This window comes from Gordonia aquimaris, from assembly GCF_026262595.1.
Taxonomy (GTDB): Bacteria; Actinomycetota; Actinomycetes; order Mycobacteriales; family Mycobacteriaceae; genus Gordonia; species Gordonia tangerina.
This window is the reverse complement of the sequence record NZ_JAPKFM010000005.1, coordinates 240,573-261,094: the sequence shown is the minus strand read 5'-3', so window position 1 is coordinate 261,094 and position 20,522 is coordinate 240,573. Positions and strand designations below refer to the sequence as shown.

Genomic DNA, 20,522 nt, shown 5'->3' with positions numbered 1-20,522 from the left:
CCCACTTCACTCACAGTCACACCACCAGCAAAAAGGGCCAGCCCACTCCACTCACAGTCACACCACCAGCAAAAAGGGGCAACCCACTCCACTCACGATCACACCACCAGCACAAAGGGGCAACCCACTCCACTCACAGTCACACCACCAGCAGAAAGGGCCAGCCCACTTCACTCACAGTCACACCACCAGCAAAAAGGGCCAGCCCACTCCACTCACAGTCACACCACCAGCACAAAGGGGCAACCCACTCCACTCACGATCACACCACCAGCACAAAGGGGCAACCCACACCACTCACAGTCACACCACCAGCAAAAAGGGGCAGCCCACACCACTCACGATCACACCACCAGCACAAAGGGCCAGCCCACACCACTCACAGTCACACCACCAGCAAAAAGCCAGCCCACGCCACTCGCGATCACGTCATGAGCAGATGGGCAGGTCTGCGTCAGCGCATACGCGCGCCGACCTGTGCACCTGCATGGGCGACGGCGGCGAGTTTCGCCTCGTTGGCCTCGTCTTCGGTCAGCGTGCGGTCGGCGGCGCGGAAACGCAGCGCGAACGTGAGCGATTTGCTGCCCGTACCCACCTGTTCGCCCGTGAACACGTCGAACAAGTCGATCGCCTCGAGCAGCTCTCCGGCGCCGTCGCGCAACGCGGCCTGTACGTCGGCGGCGGCAACGGTGTCGTCGACCACCACCGCCACGTCCTGCAGGACGGCCGGGAATGGTGACACCTGCGGGGCGGGCAGCTGTTCCACGATGGGCACCGCATCGAGATCGATCTCCACCGCGCACAACCGCTTGGGTAGGCCCGCACGTTCCAGCACCGCCGGATGCAGTTCACCGGCAAATCCTACGGTTGTGCCGTCAACGCTGATCCGTGCACACCGACCCGGATGCCATGGACGACGCTCGGCCGAGGTCAGCTGTACCTCGACCCCGGCTGCGCGCGCAATCGTGCGGGCGGCCTCGAAGGCGTCGACATGGTCGGCCACTCGCCCGGGGCCCCATGGGCCGGCGGGATCGCGCAGTCCGGTGAGGGCGACCGCCACATGTAAGGGCTGATGCGGTAGCGACGCGTCGAGAGCCGCGATATCGGATTCGGCGGGTCGTTGCGAGACATCAAGAGCGCCAACCGGCTCGACATTGTCGCCGGCGAAAACAACCTGCCCGATCGTGTACAGCGAGAGATCGCGCTGGCCGCGCGCGATGTTGCGTGCCGCCATTTCCAGCAGCCCCGGCAACAGTGTGGTGTTCAGTTCGGGGCGTTCGGATTCCAGCGGGTTGAGCACCGTGACGGTACGCCGGCGATCGTCGTCGGCCGGCAGATCCCAGACGTCGAACACCCCGGCCGGCATGAACGGATAAGGCAGGACCTCGACAAAACCGTCGAGCGCAAGCGTGCGCCCGACTGCGCGGCGCCGACGCTGCGGGGCGGTCAGGCCGGTGCCGGCCGGTGCGCGCGGCACCACAGCCGGGATGTCCTCGAGCCCTTCGAGCCGAAGGACCTCCTCGACGAGGTCCGCACGCTGGCGAAGATCCGGCCGCCAGGACGGCGGGGTCACCTCGAGGCGTTCGCCACCCTCGACCACGCATCCCACCTCCCGCAGCCGCACCGCAGTGGTGCCGGCGGGATAGGTCAGGCCCGCGGTCCGGTCGGGTTCGTCGGCGGGGATCGAGATCGCCGACGGTGTCGGCACAACCGCCCGCGCCTCACTCAACGGCGAGGTCACCGAACCGCCCGCGATGTCGACGATGAGCTGTGCCGCGCGATCCGACGCCGCCGCCGTGACCTCGGGGTCGACGGTGCGTTCGAAGCGCTTACTCGCCTCCGAGGTGAGTTTGTGGCGTTTACCGGTGCGGAAGACACGGACCGGATCGAAGGTGGCCGACTCCAGCAGGACCGTCGTGGTGGCGGCACCGACCTCGGTGGCTCCGCCGCCCATGACCCCGGCGAGCGCGACCGGACCGCTCTCGTCGGCGATCACCACGTCCTCGGTGTCGAGTACCCGATCGACACCGTCGAGAGTGGTGAGCTTCTCCCCCGGCTGCGCCGAGCGCACCGTGATGGTGCCGGTCAGCTTGTCGGCGTCGAACGCATGCAGCGGCTGGCCGAGCTCGATCATCACGTAGTTGGTGATGTCCACGATCGCGGAGATCGGGCGGATACCGGCGACCATCAAGCGCTTCTGCATCCACCACGGCGACACCGCCGTCGCGTCGACACCGGAGATGACGCGCGCCGTGTAGCGGGTGGCCGACGAGTCGTCGTCGATGGCGACCGGCCAGGCGTCACCCGTCGCGTCCGAGGCGGTGGCGGCGAGCGCAGGATCGACGAACGGCACACCGAAGCTGCCGGCGAGTTCGCGACCCAGGCCGCGGATCGAGAATGCGTATCCGCGGTCGGGCGTGACGTTGACGTCGATGGCCGCGTCATCGAGGCCGAGCACCTCACGGGCATCCGCACCCGGCTCGGCGGTGCCCGGCGCCAACACCAGGATTCCGCTGTGATCGTTGCCGATCCCGAGCTCGGAGACCGAGCAGATCATGCCATCGGAGATACGCCCATAGGTCTTGCGGGAGGCGATCTCGAAAGGACCGGGCAACACCACACCCGGCAGCGCCGCGACGATGAGATCACCTTCAGCGAAATTGCGTGCGCCGCAGACAATGCCACGGGGTTCGTCCTCCCCGACCGCCACCGTGCAGAACCGGATCGGCTTCTTGAACTCGGTGAGTTCCTCAATGGTCTCCACCCGACCGATCACCAGCGGGCCGGTGATCGTCGGGAATGCGTCGATGTCCTCGATCTCGAATCCGACCCGGACAAAGGCCTGGTCGATCTCGTCGGCGGTCGCCGACCACTGCGGATCGCCCTGCCGGAGGACCTCGGTGTACCAGGACTGTGGGGCACGCACGTCAACCAACTACTTTCATCGATCGGGTCTCGTGGGACGGATTTCCGGGCGGTGGCGTCGGTCAGACTGCCGGGCCGAAGGGGACGGTGAAGCGAATGTCACCTTCGACCATGTCGCGCATGTCGGAGATGTCGTTGCGGAACTGCAGGGTCCGCTCGAGCCCCATGCCGAAGGCGAAACCGGAGTAGACGTCGGGGTCGATTCCGCTGGCCCGCAGCACATTCGGATTGACCATGCCGCAACCGCCCCACTCGACCCAGCCGGGTCCACCCTTCTTACCGGGGAACCACACGTCGACCTCTGCCGAGGGCTCGGTGAACGGGAAGTAACTCGCCCGCATCCGCGTGGTGGTCTCCGGACCGAACAGTGCGCGGGCGAACACCTCGAGGGTGCCGCGCAGATTCGCCAGGGTCAGCCCCTTGTCGACGGCCAGTCCCTCGATCTGATGGAACACGGGGGTGTGCGTGGCGTCGAGTTCGTCGGTGCGGAAGGTTCGGCCCGGGCAGGCCACGTAGATAGGCAGGTCGCGACTGAGCATCGAACGCACCTGCACCGGCGAGGTGTGCGTGCGCAGGACCTGGCGCGATCCTTCGGGTGCGATGTAGAACGTGTCCTGCATAGAGCGGGCGGGATGGTCGGGCAGGAAGTTGAGTGCGTCGAAGTTGTGGTGCTCGGTCTCGACCTCGGGCCCTTCGGCGATTTCCCAGCCCATCCCCACGAAGACGTCGGCGACCTGTTCGGCGATCACCGTGATGGGATGGCGCGCGCCGACGCGGCGCCGCGCACTGGGCAGGGTGACGTCGACTGCCTCGGCGACCAGAACGGCGGCATCGCGTTCGGCCTGCAACGATGTGGTGCGCAGATCGAGCGCGGCACTGACGCGACCGCGGACCTCGTTGACCAGTTTGCCCGCTGAGGAACGCTGGTCCTTTGGAAGGCTGCCGAGCGCCCGCCGCGCCAGCGCGACGGGAGACCGATCGCCGAGGTGCGCGGTCTTGGCCCGCGCGAGTTCGTCGAGATCTCCGGCGGCGTCGAATGCCGCGACGGCGGCCGCCGCTGCGGCGTCGAGTTCCTGCGGTTCGGGGAACCGGATCTCTGGGGCGTCGTCGGCAGAGCTGGCCACGGTCGGCGGTCTCCTCGGGATCGAAAACGGGCGTCTAGGTGCGGCTACAACAGTAGACGAGCCGCTGGTGGTGCCGCGGCGCAGGTTCCTCGCCGGCGGCCCGCTTCAACGCCGACCGGCCATCGCTCTCGCGAGTAGAGCGCCGGTAACCGCGACTGCAGCCCACACGAGCCCGTCGTCGACGAGACCGTTGCGCGCAGTCATCAACGTCGCGCCACCGGTGACGACGAGAGCACCCGACACCATGAGGTCACGCGACCGGGCGGCGCCGGTCGCAACCGGCCCATCCCACCAGGGCAACAAGCGGTTCTCGAACACGGACAAGGCAGCGACCGCCGGAACCATGGCACCCAGCAGCAGCACCGTCTGGGTGCCGACGACCACTCCGAACAGGGCAGCACCCTGCGCGGGGTCACGGCTGAGTCCGATCGACTGCCCGGCGACGATGAGCAGCGCAAGCATCGGCAGGTGCCAGAGGTACAGGGTCATCGCACCCCGGTTGCCCGACACCACCCACCACCAGATGCGAGCCCTCGAGGCCAGCCTCGCCAACGGGCGGCGCACGGCGATCGCGGCGCCACACAACACGATCGCGTGACCGGCGAGCAACAGACTGGGCGGGTTCATGTTCGACACCTGTTGCCCCGGCACGGTCACCAGCGACTTCTCGTACGGACCAACGGAGACCAGTGCGATGTCGACGATGAGTAACCCGAGTGCACCGGCAGCGGCCTGCCGTGGTGACACCAACCCTTTGGCGTACGCGACACCGAGGATCGCGGGAATCGACCACACCGTCAGAAACGACAGATAGCCGACTGTCGGCCAACCCACGGCGAGTCTGAGCACGTCGACCACTGCGGTGATCCCCCACGCCGTCGCGAGTGCGACCACAACATGCACCGGTACGCAGATGCGTTGCAGCAGCGGGACGATGGCGAGCACAAGGAGGTACGCACCGAGGAACCAGAGCAATTGCACACCGAGACGGGCGACCACATCGGCGGCGGCGTCGGCGCCGACCGCGGACGTCGTCATGCTCGTGGCGAGCACCGCGAGCAGATACCAGAACACCGGCCGGAGCAACCGTTGGGCCCGGGTGAACAGCCAGTGGCCGGCGGCGGGCATGGGTCCTGCGGAGAGTCCGTAGGTGGCAGCTGCCGCGCCTGCGAAGAAGAACAACGGCAGGACCTGCAACAACCAGGTGGCGGCCTGCAGCATCGGGAAGTCGGCGAGCAGATTGCCGGGCGTGAGGCCCCCGGCGTCGACGGTGACCGTCAACATCACCGAATGACCTGCGATGACGACGACGAGCGACGTCAACCGGATCAGGTCGATCACCCGGTCTCGGTCACCGGTCAGTGCGTCGAGATCAGATGCGGAGGGCAGACGCCCACGACGGCGCGCAGTGTCGGTGCTGGTCATGGCGCCAGCGTGGCCTGTCATGAGCTGCCGGACCTGAGCACAACTACTCAGATCGGCCGCGCAAACACCCGCCGCTGTGTGAGGTGGCGGGACGCGGGGATCACGCGAGGTGATGCTGTCGGGCGCTCGCGTACAGACAGATCGCGGCTGCCGACGCCAGGTTCAGGCTCTCGGCTCGACCGCGGATGGGGATGGCGACACGATGGTCGGCAGCGGCTGCGACATCGTCGGGCAATCCGTGGGCCTCGTTGCCGAACAACCATGCGGTCGGTCCGGAGAGGATGTCGTCGGCGTCGTCGAGGGATAGTTCACCGTCGGCGGCCGTCGCCAGGGTGGTGATGCCAGCGGACCGGATTCCGGCCAGACCGTCGGCCACGTCGCGGTGGCGTACGACCGGGAGGTGGAACACACTGCCCGCCGAGGCCCGCACGCATTTGGCGTTGTGTGGATCGACCGCGTCGCCGAGCAGGATCATCGCGTCCGCACCCATGGCGTCGGCGCAGCGGATCAATGTTCCTGCGTTGCCGGGCTCGCGTGGTTCGATGGCGACCGCGAGCAGCGCCGGCTGCGCGTCGAGCACCGCCGACAGGGTCCGGTCCAGCAACGTGCAGACCGCGAAGATCCCCGGTGGCGTGGTGGATTCGGAGAGCTTGTTTACCGCGCGGTCGGACAGCATCTCGATCACCACGCCGGCGGACCGGGCCTCATCGATCAAAGGCGCGTGGCGCTCGACATCGCCCTCGCCGACGAGTACTCGTTCGGCGCGTCCGGTCGCCAGCGCGGCACCGACGGAATTTGGTCCCTCCACCAGAAACCGTCCCTCGGCCCGACGAACCGAGGTGCGATGGAGCTTCGCATACGACACGACCCGTGTGGAACGTTCGGAGAGAACTTCCATCACGGGTCGTGTGCGGGTGTGGCGGTCGCGATCAGGCAGCCGGTGCGTTCACGTCGGAGGGCAGCGCCTTGCGGGCGACCTCGACGAGACCGGTGAATGCCTCGGGATCGGTGACGGCGATGTCGGCGAGAACCTTGCGATCCACCTCGACACCGGCGGCCTTGAGGCCCTGGATCAGCCGGTTGTAGGTGATGTCGTTGGCGCGGGCCGCGGCGTTGATACGCGAGATCCACAGCTTGCGGAACTCACCCTTGCGGGCACGACGGTCCCGGTAGGCGTAGGTCATCGAGTGGAGCTGCTGCTCCTTCGCCTTGCGGTACAGACGCGAACGCTGTCCGCGGTAACCCTTGGAGGCCTCCAGGGTCGAACGACGCTTCTTCTGGGCGTTCACCGCCCGTTTCACGCGTGCCATGTGTCAATCCTTTGTTCGTCAGATGTCGGTGTCGACCGTCGCCGGGGGATCCCCCGGTCGGGTCACTTGTTCAGCAGTCGCTTGATGCGCGGGGCGTCGCTGTCGCTCACGACGGCGATGCCGTCGAGGCGGCGGGTGCGCCGCGAGGACTTGTGCTCCAACAGGTGGCGACGATTGGCCTTCTGGCGAACGACCTTGCCGCTGCCGGTCACCTTGAAACGCTTGGCGGTACCCTTGTGGGTCTTGCTCTTCGGCATGTTCTTCCTTCATTCGGGCGAACGAAACCACCCGTGTCGCCACGGGTGTGTCTCGCACGCTGCGGTCAGTGTCTGAGCGACCGGACGGCTCTGAGCCATCCGATCGGCTACTGGCTGGTCTTCTCGTCCTGGGCGGCGGCCGCAGGCTTGGGACCGCGGTCGCGACCCTGCTGGGCCTTCTGTCGCGTCTTCGCACCCTTGTGCGGTGCCAGCACCATGGTCATGTTGCGGCCGTCCTGCTTGGCCGAGGTCTCGATGAAGCCGTAGTCGGCGACGTCGTTGCCCAGGCGCTGCAGAAGTCGGTAGCCCAGTTCGGGGCGCGACTGCTCGCGACCGCGGAACATGATGGTCACCTTCACCTTGGATCCGGCCTCGAGAAACCTGACGACGTGACCCTTCTTGGTCTCGTAATCGTGGTCGTCGATCTTCGGGCGGAGCTTCTGCTCCTTGATGACGGTCATCTGCTGGTTGCGACGCGACTCGCGCTGCTTCTGGGCGGCTTCGTACTTGAACTTGCCGTAGTCCATGATCTTGCACACGGGTGGCCGTGCGTCCGGCGCGACCTCGACCAAGTCGAGATCGGCCTCGTAGGCCAGGCGAAGCGCATCTTCAACACGCACGATGCCCACCTGCTCCGAGTTGGGTCCGACGAGTCGGACCTCAGGGACGCGGATGCGCTCGTTGATGCGGGTCTCAGTGCTGATGGGGCCTCCTTGATCAGTTCTTCTCTGGTGACCGCCAGGAGTCGTGACTCCGGTGGCAGGAGGATCGCTCTCAGCAGAAGAGCCCCGGGACGCTGATCGCATCCGCAGGGCTCCGATACCGACCGGTTCGCCGACGCACACGTCGAACCGACGCGTTCGCGCAGCTCAGCAGCTTCGCGACCATCGGCGTGAACCGGACCGTACAACTGCGGACTGGCCGCGTCGTGACGGTGGGAGCGGAACTCCACTTGCGACCCCGGCGCGAACCGGGGCGGTCGTACTGTGGGAGTCTAGCAGCCATGGCCGAGAACTCCTATTCGTCACCTGCGCAGATGCCCGGTGAGGGCGATCCGGGAGGGAGCGACGGGGCACTCGGTCCGGAGCAGACCGACATGGATAACGTGCGCGATCTGGCCGATATTCCGTCCATCGAGGTCATCACGCGCGCGATCGTGATGTTGATGAGCGCGTCCGCGGAGAAGCTCGGTCTGGCGGAGGGTGCCGACCCCGACAGCGTGGACCTCGACGAAGCACGCAAACTGATCACCGCCCTGGCCGGGCTCGTCGATGCGTCGAAGGCCGACCTCGGGGTTCATGCCGCGCCCATCCGCGACGGCCTCAAGCAACTGCAGTTGGCGTTCCGCGACGCGAGCGCCTATCCGGACGAGCCGGGCGAGGGTCCGGGAGAGAAGTACACCGGTCCGGTGCGCGACCGACGTCGCTCACCCGGAGGCGCGACGTAGGCTGGAGGGGTGACCAGCCACACACCGAAGGACCCGAACCCGGACGTCATCGAGGGTGAGGTCGTCGCCGACCCGGCATCGGCTCCCCCGGCGACGTCCGAGTCCGTCCCACCGGTCACCGACCCCTATTACTCCGAGTCGGGCGTGCCCACCTTCGACTTCGTCCGCGACAAGATCGAGAACCGCATCTCCACCGCTATCGGCAGCGAGGAACTGGCCCATGCCAGCCCCGAGGGCCGGCAAGTCGACGAGATGATGCGCACGCGCGACGAGGCCGCCAAACGCAAGCTCGACGAGATCCGCAAGTCCATGGGCAAGTAGCCCCCAGCCCCCGGTTTCGTAGTACGAACCGGCGTTTTTCGTACAGTTCGGACTACGAGAACTGAGGTGGAACCGTCAGTGGCGCCGGTGCGTCCAATCCGCATGACGGATTTGGCAGCGTTGCGCAGGATGATCGCCGATCACGACGGGGTGTTCAGCCTCACCCAGGCGACTGCCTGCGGCGGCAGCGCCGACGGTGCCCGACGTCGTGTCGCTTCCGGTGAGTGGATTCGCGTGACCCGCTCGGTCTATCGCGTCGCGGACCGGCTGCTCGACGACCGCATGCGTGCCCGAATCGCGGTTCTCTCCGCGGGACCGGGCGCGGCGCTCTGCAGCGGAAGCGCTGCGTGGTGGCACGGCCTGATCCCCCACCCACGGTCGACGATCACGGTGATCACGCCGCACGGCCGACGCGGTCGGCCGGTGCCGGGCGCCCGCGTTTGGCACCGCACGCTGCACGCCGCAGATCTGACCGCCATCGACGGCCTGCCTGTGACGCAGGTGCCGCTGACTGTGCTCGACGCCGCCGTCGACATCGGCGTGCGGGTGATGGACAACGCGCTGCTCAATCAGCACACAACACTGTCTGCGCTCATTGAGGCGCAGAAGCGCAACGCGGGACGACGAGGCTCGCCGCGTTCGCGTGCGATGTTGGCCGCCATGTCGTCCGGTGCGCGCTCGGAGGGCGAACGCAAGACAGTGGCCCTGCTCGAGTCGTCGGACATCGTCGGATGGACGCAGAACCATCCCGCGTGTGGGTACGTGCTCGACATCGCGATCCCCGACCACAAGATCGACATCGAGATCGACGGCTTCGCCTTCCACAGCGATGCCGACGCGTTCCAACACGACCGGGAAAGACAGAACAACCTCATTGCCAACGGCTGGACCGTGCTCCGGTTCACGTGGCACGACATCACCACGCGCCCGCTGTGGGTCCTCGCCCAGATCCGGGCCGCCGTCAAGCAGGCGACCGCGGCATAAGCCTCCCCGGATCCGTAGTACGAACGTGTGAAATATCGACGGTTCGTACTACGAAATCGGGGTTAGCCAGCGGAGGCGACCGTCTCGTCGACGTCGAGGATGTCGGCGAGGAACTTTCCGGTGTGGCTGGCGGGCTCGAGTGCGATGTCCTCGGGGGTGCCTTCGGCTACCACGGTGCCGCCCCCGGTACCGCCCTCAGGACCCATATCGATGATCCAGTCGGCGGTCTTGATGACGTCGAGGTTGTGCTCGATGACGATCACCGTGTTGCCCTTGTCGACGAGACCGTTGATCACCGCGAGCAGCTTCTTGATGTCCTCGAAGTGCAGACCGGTGGTCGGCTCATCGAGGATGTAGACGGCCCGACCGTTGGTCCGCTTCTGCAACTCGGACGCCAGCTTCACGCGTTGCGCCTCACCACCCGACAGCGTCGGGGCAGGTTGACCCAGCCGGACGTAGCCCAGGCCGACGTCGACCAGCGTCTTCAAATACCGGTGGATCGACGTGACCGGTTCGAAGAACTCGGCGGCCTCCTCGATCGGCATGTCGAGGACCTCGGAGATGGTCTTGCCCTTGTAGTGCACCTCGAGGGTCTCGCGGTTGTAGCGCGCACCGTGGCACACCTCGCACGGGACGTAGACGTCGGGCAGGAAGTTCATCTCGATCTTGATGGTGCCCTCGCCGGTGCACGCTTCGCAGCGACCGCCCTTCACGTTGAACGAGAATCGGCCCGGCTGGTACCCGCGCACCTTGGCCTCGGTGGTTGCGGCGAACAACGTGCGGATCTTGTCGAAGACTCCGGTGTAGGTCGCCGGGTTGGACCGCGGCGTGCGCCCGATCGGTGACTGGTCGACCCGGACGAGCTTGTCGAGTTGGTCGAGTCCCTTGACCCGGGTGTGCCGACCGGGCACCTGTCGTGCGCCGTTGAGCTTGTTGGCCAGCACAGTCGCGAGGATGTCGTTGACCAGCGTCGACTTACCCGACCCGGACACCCCGGTGACGGCGGTGAGCACACCGAGCGGGAACCCGACCTCGATACCCTGCAGGTTGTGTTCGCGCGCACCCACCACGGTCAGTTGCTTCTTGCGTGAGATCGGACGGCGGATCGCCGGGATCGGCAACTCGTCGCGGCCCGACAGGTAGGCACCGGTCAGCGAACGACGATTCTTCAACAGATCTTTGTAGCTTCCACTGTGCACCACCTCACCGCCGTGTTCACCGGCGCGTGGGCCTATGTCGACAATCCAGTCGGCCGAGCGGATGGTGTCCTCATCGTGCTCGACGACGATCAGCGTGTTGCCGAGATCACGCAGGCGCGTGAGGGTTTCGATGAGGCGACGGTTGTCGCGCTGATGCAGACCGATGGACGGTTCGTCCAGGACGTAGAGAACCCCGGCCAGACCGGAACCGATCTGGGTCGCCAGTCGGATGCGCTGCGCCTCGCCGCCGGACAACGAACCCGCCGCACGCGACAGCGACAGGTATTCGAGACCGACGTCGAGCAGGAAGGTGATTCGCGCCTGTACCTCTTTGAGCACCCGCCCGGCGATGGCCGCCTGCCGTTCGTCGAGTTTCAGGCCGTTGAGGTAGTCGGCGCATTCGGCCACCGACAGTGCGCACACCTCGGCGATGGACATCGCGCCGTAGCTGGGATGGTCGAGGGTCACCGACAGGATCTCGGGCCGCAGGCGTGCGCCCTGACACGCGGGACAGGGGATGTCGCGCATGTAGCCCTCGTAGCGTTCCTTCATCTGCTCGGACTCGGTCTGATCCATCCGCCGCGCGAGAAACGAGAGCACACCTTCGAACTCGGTGTAGTACGAGCGGGTTCGGCCGTAGCGGTTGCGGAACTTGACGTGCACCTGATGGTCGCTGCCCTTGAGGATGGCGGTACGCGCCTTGGCCGGCAGTTTCTTCCACGGAGTGTCCACCGAGAAGCCCATCTGATCGGCCAGGCCGCCCATGAGTCGCAGGAAGTAGTCGGCGTTGTGACCAGTCGACCACGGCGCGATGGCGCCGTCGGCCAGCGACAGCTCAGGGTCCGGGACGACGAGTTCCTCGTCGACTTCCTTGCGGATGCCGAGGCCGTCGCATTCCGGGCACGCACCGTAGGGCGAGTTGAACGAGAACGACCGCGGTTCGAGGTCGTCGATCGCGATCGGGTGACCGTTGGGGCATGCCATGCGCTCGGAGAAGCGTCGTTCGCGGTGCGGGTCATCTTCCTCGAGGTCTACGAAGTCCAGCACCACGATGCCGTCGGCCAGCCGCAGCGCGGTCTCGATCGAATCGGTGAGACGCTGCTTGGCCGTCGGTTTGACGGCCAATCGATCCACGACAACCTCTATGTCGTGCTTTTCCTGCTTCTTCAACTTCGGCGGATCGGTCAGCTGGTGGACGACGCCGTCGATGCGGGCGCGGGAGAAACCCTGGGTTTGCAGTTCGGCGAACAGATCGACGAACTCACCCTTGCGGGTGCGCACCACCGGCGCGAGCACCTGGAACCGGACACCGGCCTCCATCTCGAGCACCTGGTCGACGATCTGCTGCGGCGTCTGCTTGGCGATCAGCTCGCCGCATTCCGGGCAGTGCGCACGGCCGGCACGGGCGTAGAGAAGCCGCAGGTAGTCGTAGACCTCGGTAATGGTGCCGACGGTGGACCGCGGGTTGCGGTTGGTCGACTTCTGGTCGATCGACACCGCCGGCGACAGCCCCTCGATGAAATCGACATCCGGCTTGTCCATCTGGCCGAGGAACTGCCGGGCGTACGCCGACAACGATTCGACGTAGCGACGTTGGCCCTCGGCGAAGATGGTGTCGAAGGCCAACGACGACTTCCCCGACCCCGACAACCCGGTGAACACGATGAGACTGTCGCGCGGGAGGTCGACATCGATCCCACGCAGATTGTGTTCTCGGGCGCCGCGGACAATGAGACGGTCAACCACTGGATAAGTCCTCGTTCGTTGCTGTCCGGCATGCCGGAAGTGCTGGCAGGTGAGCTGGGTGGAGGCGGTCGGCCTGCTGGTTGGACCGCTCCGCGCGTACCTTATCGACGGACTCCGACAACTACGTCGTGCCGTCGACCACTGCTCCACGATACGCGCGTGGCATGACCGCTGATCGGGGCAGAACCGTCGGGCACACCGACCACGGCGCCGCACCGGTGGCATAGCCTGGCCTCATGAGCCCTCAGGATGTTTCGATCAGCGACAGCTACAGCGGCGACCTGTCCGAATCGCCATCCCCGCAGCGCAGGAACCTCTCCTCTGCGTCGATCGTCAAGATGTCGGTCGGCCCGATGGACAACAACGTGTACATCATCACCTGTTCCGCGACCGGGAAACAGCTCGTCATCGACGCCGCCAACGACGCGGACCGGATTCTGGCGGTTGTCGATGGGCTGCCCGGAACACCTGAACTCATCTTCACCACCCACCAGCACCCCGACCACTGGCAGGCACTCGCGGAGGTGGCCGCCCGACTCGATGTCCCGACCGCCACCGGCCGGCTCGACGCCGACCCCCTGCCGGTGACGCCGGATCGGTTGATCGACGACGGCGACACCATCTCGGTGGGTGACCTCACCCTGGAGGCCATCCATCTGGTGGGACACACTCCCGGATCCATCGCGCTGGCCCTCCGCGACGGCGACGTGGTGCATCTGTTCACCGGCGACTGCCTGTTCCCGGGTGGCGTCGGCAAGACCTGGCAGCCCGGCGACTTCGAGACGCTCCTCGCCGACGTCAGCGCGAAGGTGTTCGACCGCTACCCGGATTCCACCGTCGTGTACCCGGGCCATGGCACCGACACCACGCTGGGCGCCGAACGACCGGCCCTCGCCGAGTGGCGCGAACGCGGCTGGTGACCCCGGGGCAGACCCTGACCGGACCTCCGAACAGGGCACCTGCAGACGCTGCCGGTGACCGGTAACCTCGATAAGGTTCGCCACTCAAGCCATGGGGGTGAGCATCCGAGTCATGTCACGAGGAGGCCGTCAGTGTTGATCCGCCGAATTGCCCGACCCATGCTCGCCACTGCGTTCGTTGCCTCCGGCATCGACGCCCTGCGGAGCCCGACCGCGAAGGCCGAGACGGCACGCGGTTTCATCGACAAGTCCGTCGAGACCCTGCCCGACGATGTGACCGAGAAGGTGCCAACCGACCCGGAGACGCTGGTCCGGATCAACGGTGCGGTACAAGTGGGTGGCGGAATCCTGTTGGCCACCGGCAAGTTTCCGCGGATCGCGGCATTGGCGCTCGCCGGGTCGACGGTTCCCACCACGATCGCCGGCCACGCGTTCTGGGAGGAGACCGATCCCGAGGCCAGGGCGCGACAGAAGACCCAGTTCTTCAAGAACGTCAGCCTCGTCGGCGGCCTGCTGATCGCCGCTGTCGACACCGAAGGCAAACCTTCGTTGGCCTGGCGTGGAAAGCGCAAGGCATCCGACGCCAGCCATGCGATCGCGGCCGCCTTGCCGCTGACCGCAGCCGCATCGGAATCCGGCTGGGACTCCTTGGTGGAACGCTCCCAGGAGGGTGCGCATGTCATCGGTGAGCGCTCGGCCGAAGCGGCCGACGTGATTCGCCAGCGGGCACCGGAGTTCGCCGAGCTGGCACGCGAACGGTCCACAGAGGCAGCTGACCTCATCCGCAGCCGGGCACCCGAACTTGCCGAGGCCGCCCGCGAGCGGTCCGTCGAGGCGGCCGAACTGATCCGTCAGCGCGCCCCCGAGCTCGCCGAGGCCGCACAAAAGCATTCGACCGAATTCATCGAGGCGGCGCATAAGCAGTCGGAGAAGGCCGGCAAGGCCGCCAAGGCAGCACAGAAGAAGTCCGACAAGGCCACCAAGACTGCGCAGAAACGCGTCGACAAGGCGGCCAAGACTGCGCAAAAGCGTGCCGACAAGGCCACCAAGACCGCGCAGAAGCGAGCCGACAAGGCGATCGCGGAAGCTCAGCGACGCTCCGACAAGGCTGCCGGCGTAGTCCGGGACCGGGCTCCGGAGTGGGCCGACGAGGTCAGCTCGCTCGCCGATACCGCGCGCGACAAGGCGTCCAAGGGCGCCGACGAGGGTCGGCGCCGGTTGCGAGAGGCCCGCTCATAGCTCCGTCATCTGATCCCGCCCACTCGGGCCGGGGTTCGTCACCTCGGCTGCCCGCCCACGAGTATCCGTGGGCGGCACCCGATATGGACGGCGACCTACTCACCCGGCCCCGTGACATCGAGGGCCGCGACCTCGTCGTGGCGGTGGGATCCAACGCGTCACCGGAGGTGATGCGGACCAAACTCGCCCGCATCGCCACCGGTGACCCCGGCCCGCCGATGGCCCGGGTGACGGTGTCGCACGTCGCTGTCGGTCATTCCGCGCACGTCTCGGCGCGGGGCTACATCCCGGCGGCGCCCTATCACTCGCCGGGCGCCGTGCTGCACAGCGTGGGCGCCTGGCTCACCCCGGCCGAGGTGTCGATGCTCGATCACACCGAGCCGAATTACCGTCGCGTCGAGCTGGCCGTCGGCGATCATCCGGGCATCGACCATCCGAGCGGCATCGGCGCGACGTTCTCGGTGTATGTGTCGCTGCACGGCGTGCTCGCCGATCCCGATGCCGAACCTGTGCCTCTCGGTGCCCAGCGCGAGATCGTCGACTGGCTCGGCTCCCGCATCTGCGACAACGCGTTACACGGTCCGACAGCGGAGGCGTGCCATCGCCTGGCCGACCCTCGTGTGGGGGCACGGGTATCGGCGTCCATGCGATCGGCCGGCCTGTCGCGACCGGCCGGACTCCCCATCCACGACCCCGAGACAGGACCAGCACCGCGGTGAGTTCGACAGAGACCGACGTCGACACCCGCATCACCGAGGAACAGGAACACCTCGACCAGGTGTATGCGCGGCTCGACCGAATGCGCTCGAATACCCAGCGACGACTCTCGTCGACACTGCGCGAGAGCGGCGGAACCCCCCAGGCCCGCTCGGAACGCGAGTCCTACGAACGGATGTACACCGACGACCTCGCCAAATTCGATGCGGCCGAACATAACCTGTATTTTGGGCGCCTCGACCTGGACGACGGCGAGACCCGCCGCATCGGCCGCATCGGTGTCCTCGACGACGACGCCGCCGACACCACACTGCTGCTCGACTGGCGCGCGCCGCTGTCACGGCCGTTCTATCTCGCCACCCCGGCCGCACCTGAGGACGTCGACCGGCGCAGGCACATCCGGACCCGTAACCGTCGTGTCCGCGCGGTCAACGACGAATTCCTCACCCTGGGTGAGGCCTCCGCCGACGACGTGGGACATGGCGACGTGGTAAATGAGAACGCGCTGGTCGCGGCGTTGAACGCCGCACGCACCGGCGAGATGACCGACATCGTGGAAACGATCCAGCGCGAGCAGGACCTGATCATCCGGTCGACACATCGCGGCGTCACCGTCATCCAAGGTGGCCCGGGGACCGGAAAAACCGCGGTGGCCCTGCACCGTGCCGCCTACCTGCTCTACACCCACCGAGACATCTTGTCGCGCAGCGGCATCCTCATCATCGGACCCAACGACGACTTCCTCACCTACATCGGCCAGGTGTTGCCGTCGCTCGGCGAGTCCGGGGTGCTCCTGTCGACCGTCGGCGACCTGTTCCCCGGCGTCCACGCCACCGCGCGCGACGACCGCCAAGCGGCGGCGATCAAGGGCGACCTGCGAATGGTCGACATGCTCAAACGTGCGGTGCGGGCGCGTGAGTCGTTGCCCGCCAAGCCGGTCCCGGTGGATTTCGACACCTATGAGGTGATGATCGACTCCGCCCTCGTCAAGGAAGCACGCGCCAAGGCCCGCAGCACGCGCAAGGCGCACAACCTTGCGCAGCCGACATTCCTTCGTGCCGCACTGGACGGTCTGGCCCGCGCGCACGCCGGCACGATCGGTTCTAGTCTGCTGGACGGCTCACAGTTGCTCAGTGGTGCCGATATCGCCGACATCCGGACCGAGATGAGTCAGGATCCGGAGATCCGACGGGCCTTGCTGCAGTTCTGGCCCACGCTGCACCCGCAGGAGATGCTGCGCGACCTGTACGGCGATCCCGCCGCAGTCCGGAAAGCCAGCCCGGGATGGTCGGACGCGGACCGGGCAGCACTACAGCGCGACACCACGTTCCGACAGGATGATGGCAGCGACTTCTCCCCTGCCGATGTGCCGTTGCTCGACGAGTTGGCCGAACTGATCGGGTTCGGCACCGATGACGCCGAGCGCGCGGAACGCGAACGCTGGCGCCGACAGCTCGCCGATGCCCAGGATGCGCTCGACATCCTCACCGGATCGGCCCCGCAGGATCTCGAGGACGAACTGGATCCGGAGATCCTGATGGCCTACGACCTCATCGACGCCGAACAGCTCGCCGCCCGGCAGACCGACACCCAACGCCTGACCACGGCCGAACGCGCGCACGGTGACCGTAACTGGGCCTTCGGACATGTGATCGTCGATGAGGCACAAGAACTCTCGACGATGGCGTGGCGAATGGTGATGCGGCGCATCCCGAACCGATGGATGACGATTATCGGCGACACCGCCCAGACCGGCGACCTCGCGGGCACCCGCGAGTGGGGCGAGGTGCTCAGCCCCTATGTGGCCGCACGGTGGCAACTGCGGGAGCTCACCGTGAACTATCGGACGCCCGCGGAGATCATGACCTACGCGACCCGGGTCCTTGCCGCGATCGATCCGCAGATGACCCCGCCGACGTCTTTGCGCAGCAACGGTGTGGAGCCGGTCGCGATTCGTACCGAAGCTGCTGATCGCGCGCCAACCGCCGTTGCCGCCACCGGACGACCCGATCTCACGGGTCTCAGCGTCGTGATCGTTCCGTCGGAGCTGCACGAGCAGGTCCGAGCCGTCGCCGATGCGGCGGCCGACGACTCCGGGCACCCACCACGAGTGCTCACCGTTGCCGCGTGCAAGGGTCTCGAGTTCGACAACGTCGTGCTGGTCGAGCCGAGCGCCGTCGTCGCCGACTCACCGTTGGGCCTGTCCGATCTGTACGTCGCGCTGACCCGCGCGACGCAGCGACTCGTGGTGGTGCACGCCGACGATCTGCCCGCGGAACTCGCCGACATGCCTGCCGGGCAAGTCTGACATTCCCCGTCGGTCAGGCTGCCCCGGTTGCCCGCAGCTGCGACACCGCCTCCTCGAGGTCGATCACATCGGCGTATTTGGCCTGCAGGTCCAGCAGATTCGCCTCGTGCAGCCGGGGTTCGCGGTCGCCGCACGCATCGGCCACCACCAACGGTCGGAACCCGTGCTGCATGGCGTCGGTGGCGGTCGCTCGTACACAGCCGCTGGTCGACAGCCCACACAGGTAAACGGTGTCGATGCCCTGCGCGGTCAGCGTGGACGCCAACGACGTCCCGAAGAAGGCACTTGCGTACTGCTTGGTGACCACTACGTCGTCTGGCTCCGGGCGACACCCCGGAACGTGGTCGGCCAGCGGTGATCCCTCCTCGAACACGTTGAGCGACGGAATCTTCCGCATGAACAGACCACCATCCGCACCGCCCGGCCGATAGCTGACACGGGTGAAGATCACCGGTACCGCAACCTCCCGTGCCACCGACACCAGCGTGGTGGCGGCGGTCACGGCGTCCTCGACGGGAGCCCGCAGCGGTGATGAATCGTCGAGATAGGCCATCGTCAGATCGATCACCACCACCGCGGCCCGCGCCCCGGGACCCAACCGCCCGGCGAACCCCGACGCCCGGTAGTCCCCGAGGGTATCGGTCACGCCCCGACCGCCTTGCGCACGTTCACAGGTGGGCGTGGTGCCGGCAACCCCGTCTCCTCCTCGCACCGTTCGAGCAGCTCGGGGATCGACGGCCCCTTGTCGAATACGGGCAGTTCGCCGCGCTCGGCGCGGATCGCTTCGCGGCGTGCGCCGGTGGCGGCCACGTCGACGGTTCCGTCGGCGTCGCACACCACGCCGTAGGCGTCGGCCGCGGCGTCCGCACCCACCAGCCGGCGGCGGACCTCAAGGGCGACGAGCTCCGGATCGCGTTCGAGCGGATCGCCCCACCCGCCACCGCCCCAGGTCACGAAGTGCAGGACATCGCCGCGCGCCACCGGGACGTCGTGGATCTTACTCGGCAGGATCTCCACCTCACCGGTGGCGCGCTGAATCCACTTGCGGCCCCGCGCACCCGGTTTCCCACCGTTGACGCCCCACGGATAGGTCAGCCACCGGTCGTCGTGGATCGCGATCGTGCCCGGCTCGCCGAAGCGGTAGGCGACGTCGACGCCGTTGCCACCGCGATGCAGACCCGCACCGCCGGTGTCGGCGATCGTCTCCCATCGTTCGATGCGCAGCGGATAGTACGACTCGAGGTACTCACACGGGATGTTGACGAATGACGGCCACAGCGAATGGCCGTCCGGGCCGTCCCCCATGGGCCGGCCGGGAATGCCGCCGAATCCGATGGAGTACAGCTGGAACCATTCGCCGTCGCGCGGTCCGCCGTCGTAATGTCCCGAGTACATGAAATGCGGCGACGACGAGAAGCCGGCGGCGTTCAGGATCTCCGGGTTCTTCTTGCCGAGCAGGCCACCGAACAGGTCGAACACCCGCCCGATCCCGTGGTTACGACCGTTCAGTGCCGCAGGGTATCTCGGCTTCCAGAACGAATCCTCCGGGATGGTGACGTCGATGAGCGGATAGAAACCGTCGTTCCAGAGAATCTGCGGGTCGGCAACGGTGATCACGTAGATGCCGAAGAACATCCGGACCAGGTTCTCGTTGATGAAGTAGTTCACCGGCCCGACGGCCTGCGGGGCGGCCTCGCTGAAGTCGAGATGGATCTTCTCGCCGGTGCGGGTGAGCTTGATGGTGAGCTCGTACGGCCCGTAGCCGCACCCGTCGTCGCAGATGAAATCGCTGAACTCGATGGTCTCGCCGTCGTCGAACAGTGTGGCCAGCAACACCTTCATCGCCTGATAGTTGCGGTCGAGCAGCGCGTCGAGCGCCGAGAGGTACACCTCCACCCCGAACCGGTCGCACAGTTCGACGATGCGGCGCGAAGCCGTGGTGCACGCGGCGACGAGGCCGTTGAGGTCGGCGCGGTTCCAGTCGGGCATCCGCACCTGATTGAGGATAATGTCGAGCGCCGTCTCGTTGAGCTCACCGGATTGGTAGAGCTTGAACGGCGGGATCACCACGCCCTCTTCGTAGATGGTGTGCGCATCGGCCGGCATCGAACACGGTGTCTTCCCGCCGACATCGGACATGTGCCCGAACATCGACGACCAGCCGACGACGCGTCCGCTGTGGAAGATCGGCAGCACGATCAGCCAGTCATTCGCGTGGCTGATCGCCGCCCCGCAGGCGTACGGGTCGGAGGTGAGCAGGATGTCGCCCTCGCCCACGGTGCCGGAGAAGTTGTCGAGGAAGTCGGGCACCGACAGCCCGAACTGTCCGACGACCATCTTGCCGCTCGGGTCGGCGATGAGCGGGAACTCATCGTGCTGCTCCCGAATCCCCGGCGACAGCGCGGTGCGGAACAGGACCTCATCCATCTCGTAGCGGGCGTTGCGCAGCGCGTTCTCGATGATGTCGAGGGTGACCGGGTCAACCGGCACCTTGGTGACGGGGTCGGTGGTTGTCTCGATGATGGTGGCCATCGTGGCTCCTGGGGGTGAGAGGTCGAAATGCTCTGGTGGGTCCGGGAGGTCGTTCGGGCGGAGCTGGC

General features: G+C 66.7%; 17 protein-coding genes. 7 read left to right on the top strand and 10 right to left on the bottom strand.

Going from position 1 to position 20,522, the window contains the following annotated elements:
- Positions 1-454: 454 nt before the first annotated feature.
- The 7 genes from pheT to infC all read right to left on the bottom strand — a co-directional run bounded on the left by pheT (position 455) and on the right by infC (position 7,745).
- Positions 455-2,926, bottom strand: coding sequence for a phenylalanine--tRNA ligase subunit beta (gene pheT, locus OSB52_RS07925; protein ID WP_235723066.1), 2,472 nt, complete (start codon positions 2,924-2,926; stop codon positions 455-457).
- 61 nt (positions 2,927-2,987) lie between these two features.
- On the bottom strand, positions 2,988-4,049 hold the full coding sequence (gene pheS, locus OSB52_RS07920; RefSeq protein WP_235723067.1) for a phenylalanine--tRNA ligase subunit alpha: 1,062 nt from the start codon (positions 4,047-4,049) through the stop codon (positions 2,988-2,990).
- Between the two features lie 105 nt (positions 4,050-4,154).
- On the bottom strand, positions 4,155-5,474 hold the full coding sequence (locus OSB52_RS07915; RefSeq protein ID WP_266061125.1) for an acyltransferase family protein: 1,320 nt from the start codon (positions 5,472-5,474) through the stop codon (positions 4,155-4,157).
- 100 nt (positions 5,475-5,574) lie between these two features.
- Positions 5,575-6,372, bottom strand: a complete 798-nt coding sequence (locus tag OSB52_RS07910; protein WP_266061124.1) for a TrmH family RNA methyltransferase — start codon at positions 6,370-6,372, stop codon at positions 5,575-5,577.
- Positions 6,373-6,403: 31 nt separating this feature from the next.
- Complete coding sequence (rplT, locus tag OSB52_RS07905) at positions 6,404-6,784, bottom strand: 50S ribosomal protein L20 (RefSeq protein WP_235723070.1); 381 nt, start codon at positions 6,782-6,784, stop codon at positions 6,404-6,406.
- Between the two features lie 62 nt (positions 6,785-6,846).
- The gene (gene rpmI / locus OSB52_RS07900; RefSeq protein ID WP_235723071.1) at positions 6,847-7,041 is read right to left on the bottom strand and encodes a 50S ribosomal protein L35; all 195 of its coding nucleotides are present in this window, start codon (positions 7,039-7,041) and stop codon (positions 6,847-6,849) included.
- Positions 7,042-7,148: 107 nt separating this feature from the next.
- Entirely contained in the window at positions 7,149-7,745 is a 597-nt protein-coding gene (gene infC, locus OSB52_RS07895; RefSeq protein WP_235723255.1) for a translation initiation factor IF-3, read from the bottom strand.
- Positions 7,746-8,044: 299 nt separating this feature from the next.
- On the opposite strand from infC, the gene OSB52_RS07890 reads away from it, so the two are divergent.
- From OSB52_RS07890 to OSB52_RS07880, 3 genes are all read left to right on the top strand, one after another.
- Positions 8,045-8,488 (top strand): DUF1844 domain-containing protein, encoded by a 444-nt coding sequence (locus OSB52_RS07890; protein ID WP_235723072.1) that lies wholly within the window; start codon positions 8,045-8,047, stop codon positions 8,486-8,488.
- A 9-nt stretch (positions 8,489-8,497) separates the two neighbouring features.
- Positions 8,498-8,809 (top strand): PspA domain-containing protein, encoded by a 312-nt coding sequence (locus OSB52_RS24975; protein ID WP_235723073.1) that lies wholly within the window; start codon positions 8,498-8,500, stop codon positions 8,807-8,809.
- Positions 8,810-8,911: 102 nt separating this feature from the next.
- Positions 8,912-9,793, top strand: a complete 882-nt coding sequence (locus OSB52_RS07880; RefSeq protein ID WP_235723074.1) for a DUF559 domain-containing protein — start codon at positions 8,912-8,914, stop codon at positions 9,791-9,793.
- A 62-nt stretch (positions 9,794-9,855) separates the two neighbouring features.
- On the opposite strand, the gene uvrA is transcribed toward OSB52_RS07880, so the two are convergent.
- Positions 9,856-12,738 (bottom strand): excinuclease ABC subunit UvrA, encoded by a 2,883-nt coding sequence (gene uvrA / locus OSB52_RS07875; RefSeq protein WP_235723075.1) that lies wholly within the window; start codon positions 12,736-12,738, stop codon positions 9,856-9,858.
- 236 nt (positions 12,739-12,974) lie between these two features.
- Here uvrA and OSB52_RS07870 point away from each other — a divergent pair, with 236 nt between their 5' ends.
- The 4 genes from OSB52_RS07870 to OSB52_RS07855 all read left to right on the top strand — a co-directional run bounded on the left by OSB52_RS07870 (position 12,975) and on the right by OSB52_RS07855 (position 17,922).
- Entirely contained in the window at positions 12,975-13,658 is a 684-nt protein-coding gene (locus tag OSB52_RS07870) for an MBL fold metallo-hydrolase (RefSeq protein WP_235723076.1), read from the top strand.
- A gap of 132 nt (positions 13,659-13,790) precedes the next feature.
- On the top strand, positions 13,791-14,897 hold the full coding sequence (locus tag OSB52_RS07865; RefSeq protein WP_235723077.1) for a DoxX family protein: 1,107 nt from the start codon (positions 13,791-13,793) through the stop codon (positions 14,895-14,897).
- Positions 14,898-14,980: 83 nt separating this feature from the next.
- On the top strand, positions 14,981-15,616 hold the full coding sequence (locus tag OSB52_RS07860; protein WP_235723078.1) for a hypothetical protein: 636 nt from the start codon (positions 14,981-14,983) through the stop codon (positions 15,614-15,616).
- Positions 15,613-17,922, top strand: coding sequence for a HelD family protein (locus OSB52_RS07855; protein ID WP_266061118.1), 2,310 nt, complete (start codon positions 15,613-15,615; stop codon positions 17,920-17,922). The genes OSB52_RS07860 and OSB52_RS07855 overlap by 4 nt, the downstream gene beginning before the upstream one ends.
- 13 nt (positions 17,923-17,935) lie before the next feature.
- Here OSB52_RS07855 and OSB52_RS07850 read toward each other — a convergent pair whose 3' ends face one another.
- Both OSB52_RS07850 and OSB52_RS07845 read right to left on the bottom strand, forming a co-directional pair.
- Positions 17,936-18,568 (bottom strand): isochorismatase family protein, encoded by a 633-nt coding sequence (locus OSB52_RS07850; protein WP_235723080.1) that lies wholly within the window; start codon positions 18,566-18,568, stop codon positions 17,936-17,938.
- Complete coding sequence (locus tag OSB52_RS07845; RefSeq protein WP_235723081.1) at positions 18,565-20,454, bottom strand: hydantoinase B/oxoprolinase family protein; 1,890 nt, start codon at positions 20,452-20,454, stop codon at positions 18,565-18,567. Before OSB52_RS07845 ends, OSB52_RS07850 begins: the two co-directional genes overlap by 4 nt.
- Between the last annotated feature and the right edge of the window lie 68 nt (positions 20,455-20,522).

What these genes read in the sequence shown, in the direction of transcription:
- OSB52_RS07870 (WP_235723076.1), top strand. Translation starts at nt 12,975, where the DNA reads ATGAGCCCTCAGGATGTTTCGATCAGCGACAGCTACAGCGGCGACCTG.
- OSB52_RS07915 (WP_266061125.1), bottom strand. Translation starts at nt 5,474, where the DNA reads ATGACCAGCACCGACACTGCGCGCCGTCGTGGGCGTCTGCCCTCCGCA.
- OSB52_RS07880 (WP_235723074.1), top strand. Translation starts at nt 8,912, where the DNA reads ATGACGGATTTGGCAGCGTTGCGCAGGATGATCGCCGATCACGACGGG.
- rplT (WP_235723070.1), bottom strand. Translation starts at nt 6,784, where the DNA reads ATGGCACGCGTGAAACGGGCGGTGAACGCCCAGAAGAAGCGTCGTTCG.
- rpmI (WP_235723071.1), bottom strand. Translation starts at nt 7,041, where the DNA reads ATGCCGAAGAGCAAGACCCACAAGGGTACCGCCAAGCGTTTCAAGGTG.
- OSB52_RS07910 (WP_266061124.1), bottom strand. Translation starts at nt 6,372, where the DNA reads ATGGAAGTTCTCTCCGAACGTTCCACACGGGTCGTGTCGTATGCGAAG.
- OSB52_RS07890 (WP_235723072.1), top strand. Translation starts at nt 8,045, where the DNA reads ATGGCCGAGAACTCCTATTCGTCACCTGCGCAGATGCCCGGTGAGGGC.
- OSB52_RS07845 (WP_235723081.1), bottom strand. Translation starts at nt 20,454, where the DNA reads ATGGCCACCATCATCGAGACAACCACCGACCCCGTCACCAAGGTGCCG.
- OSB52_RS07860 (WP_235723078.1), top strand. Translation starts at nt 14,981, where the DNA reads ATGGACGGCGACCTACTCACCCGGCCCCGTGACATCGAGGGCCGCGAC.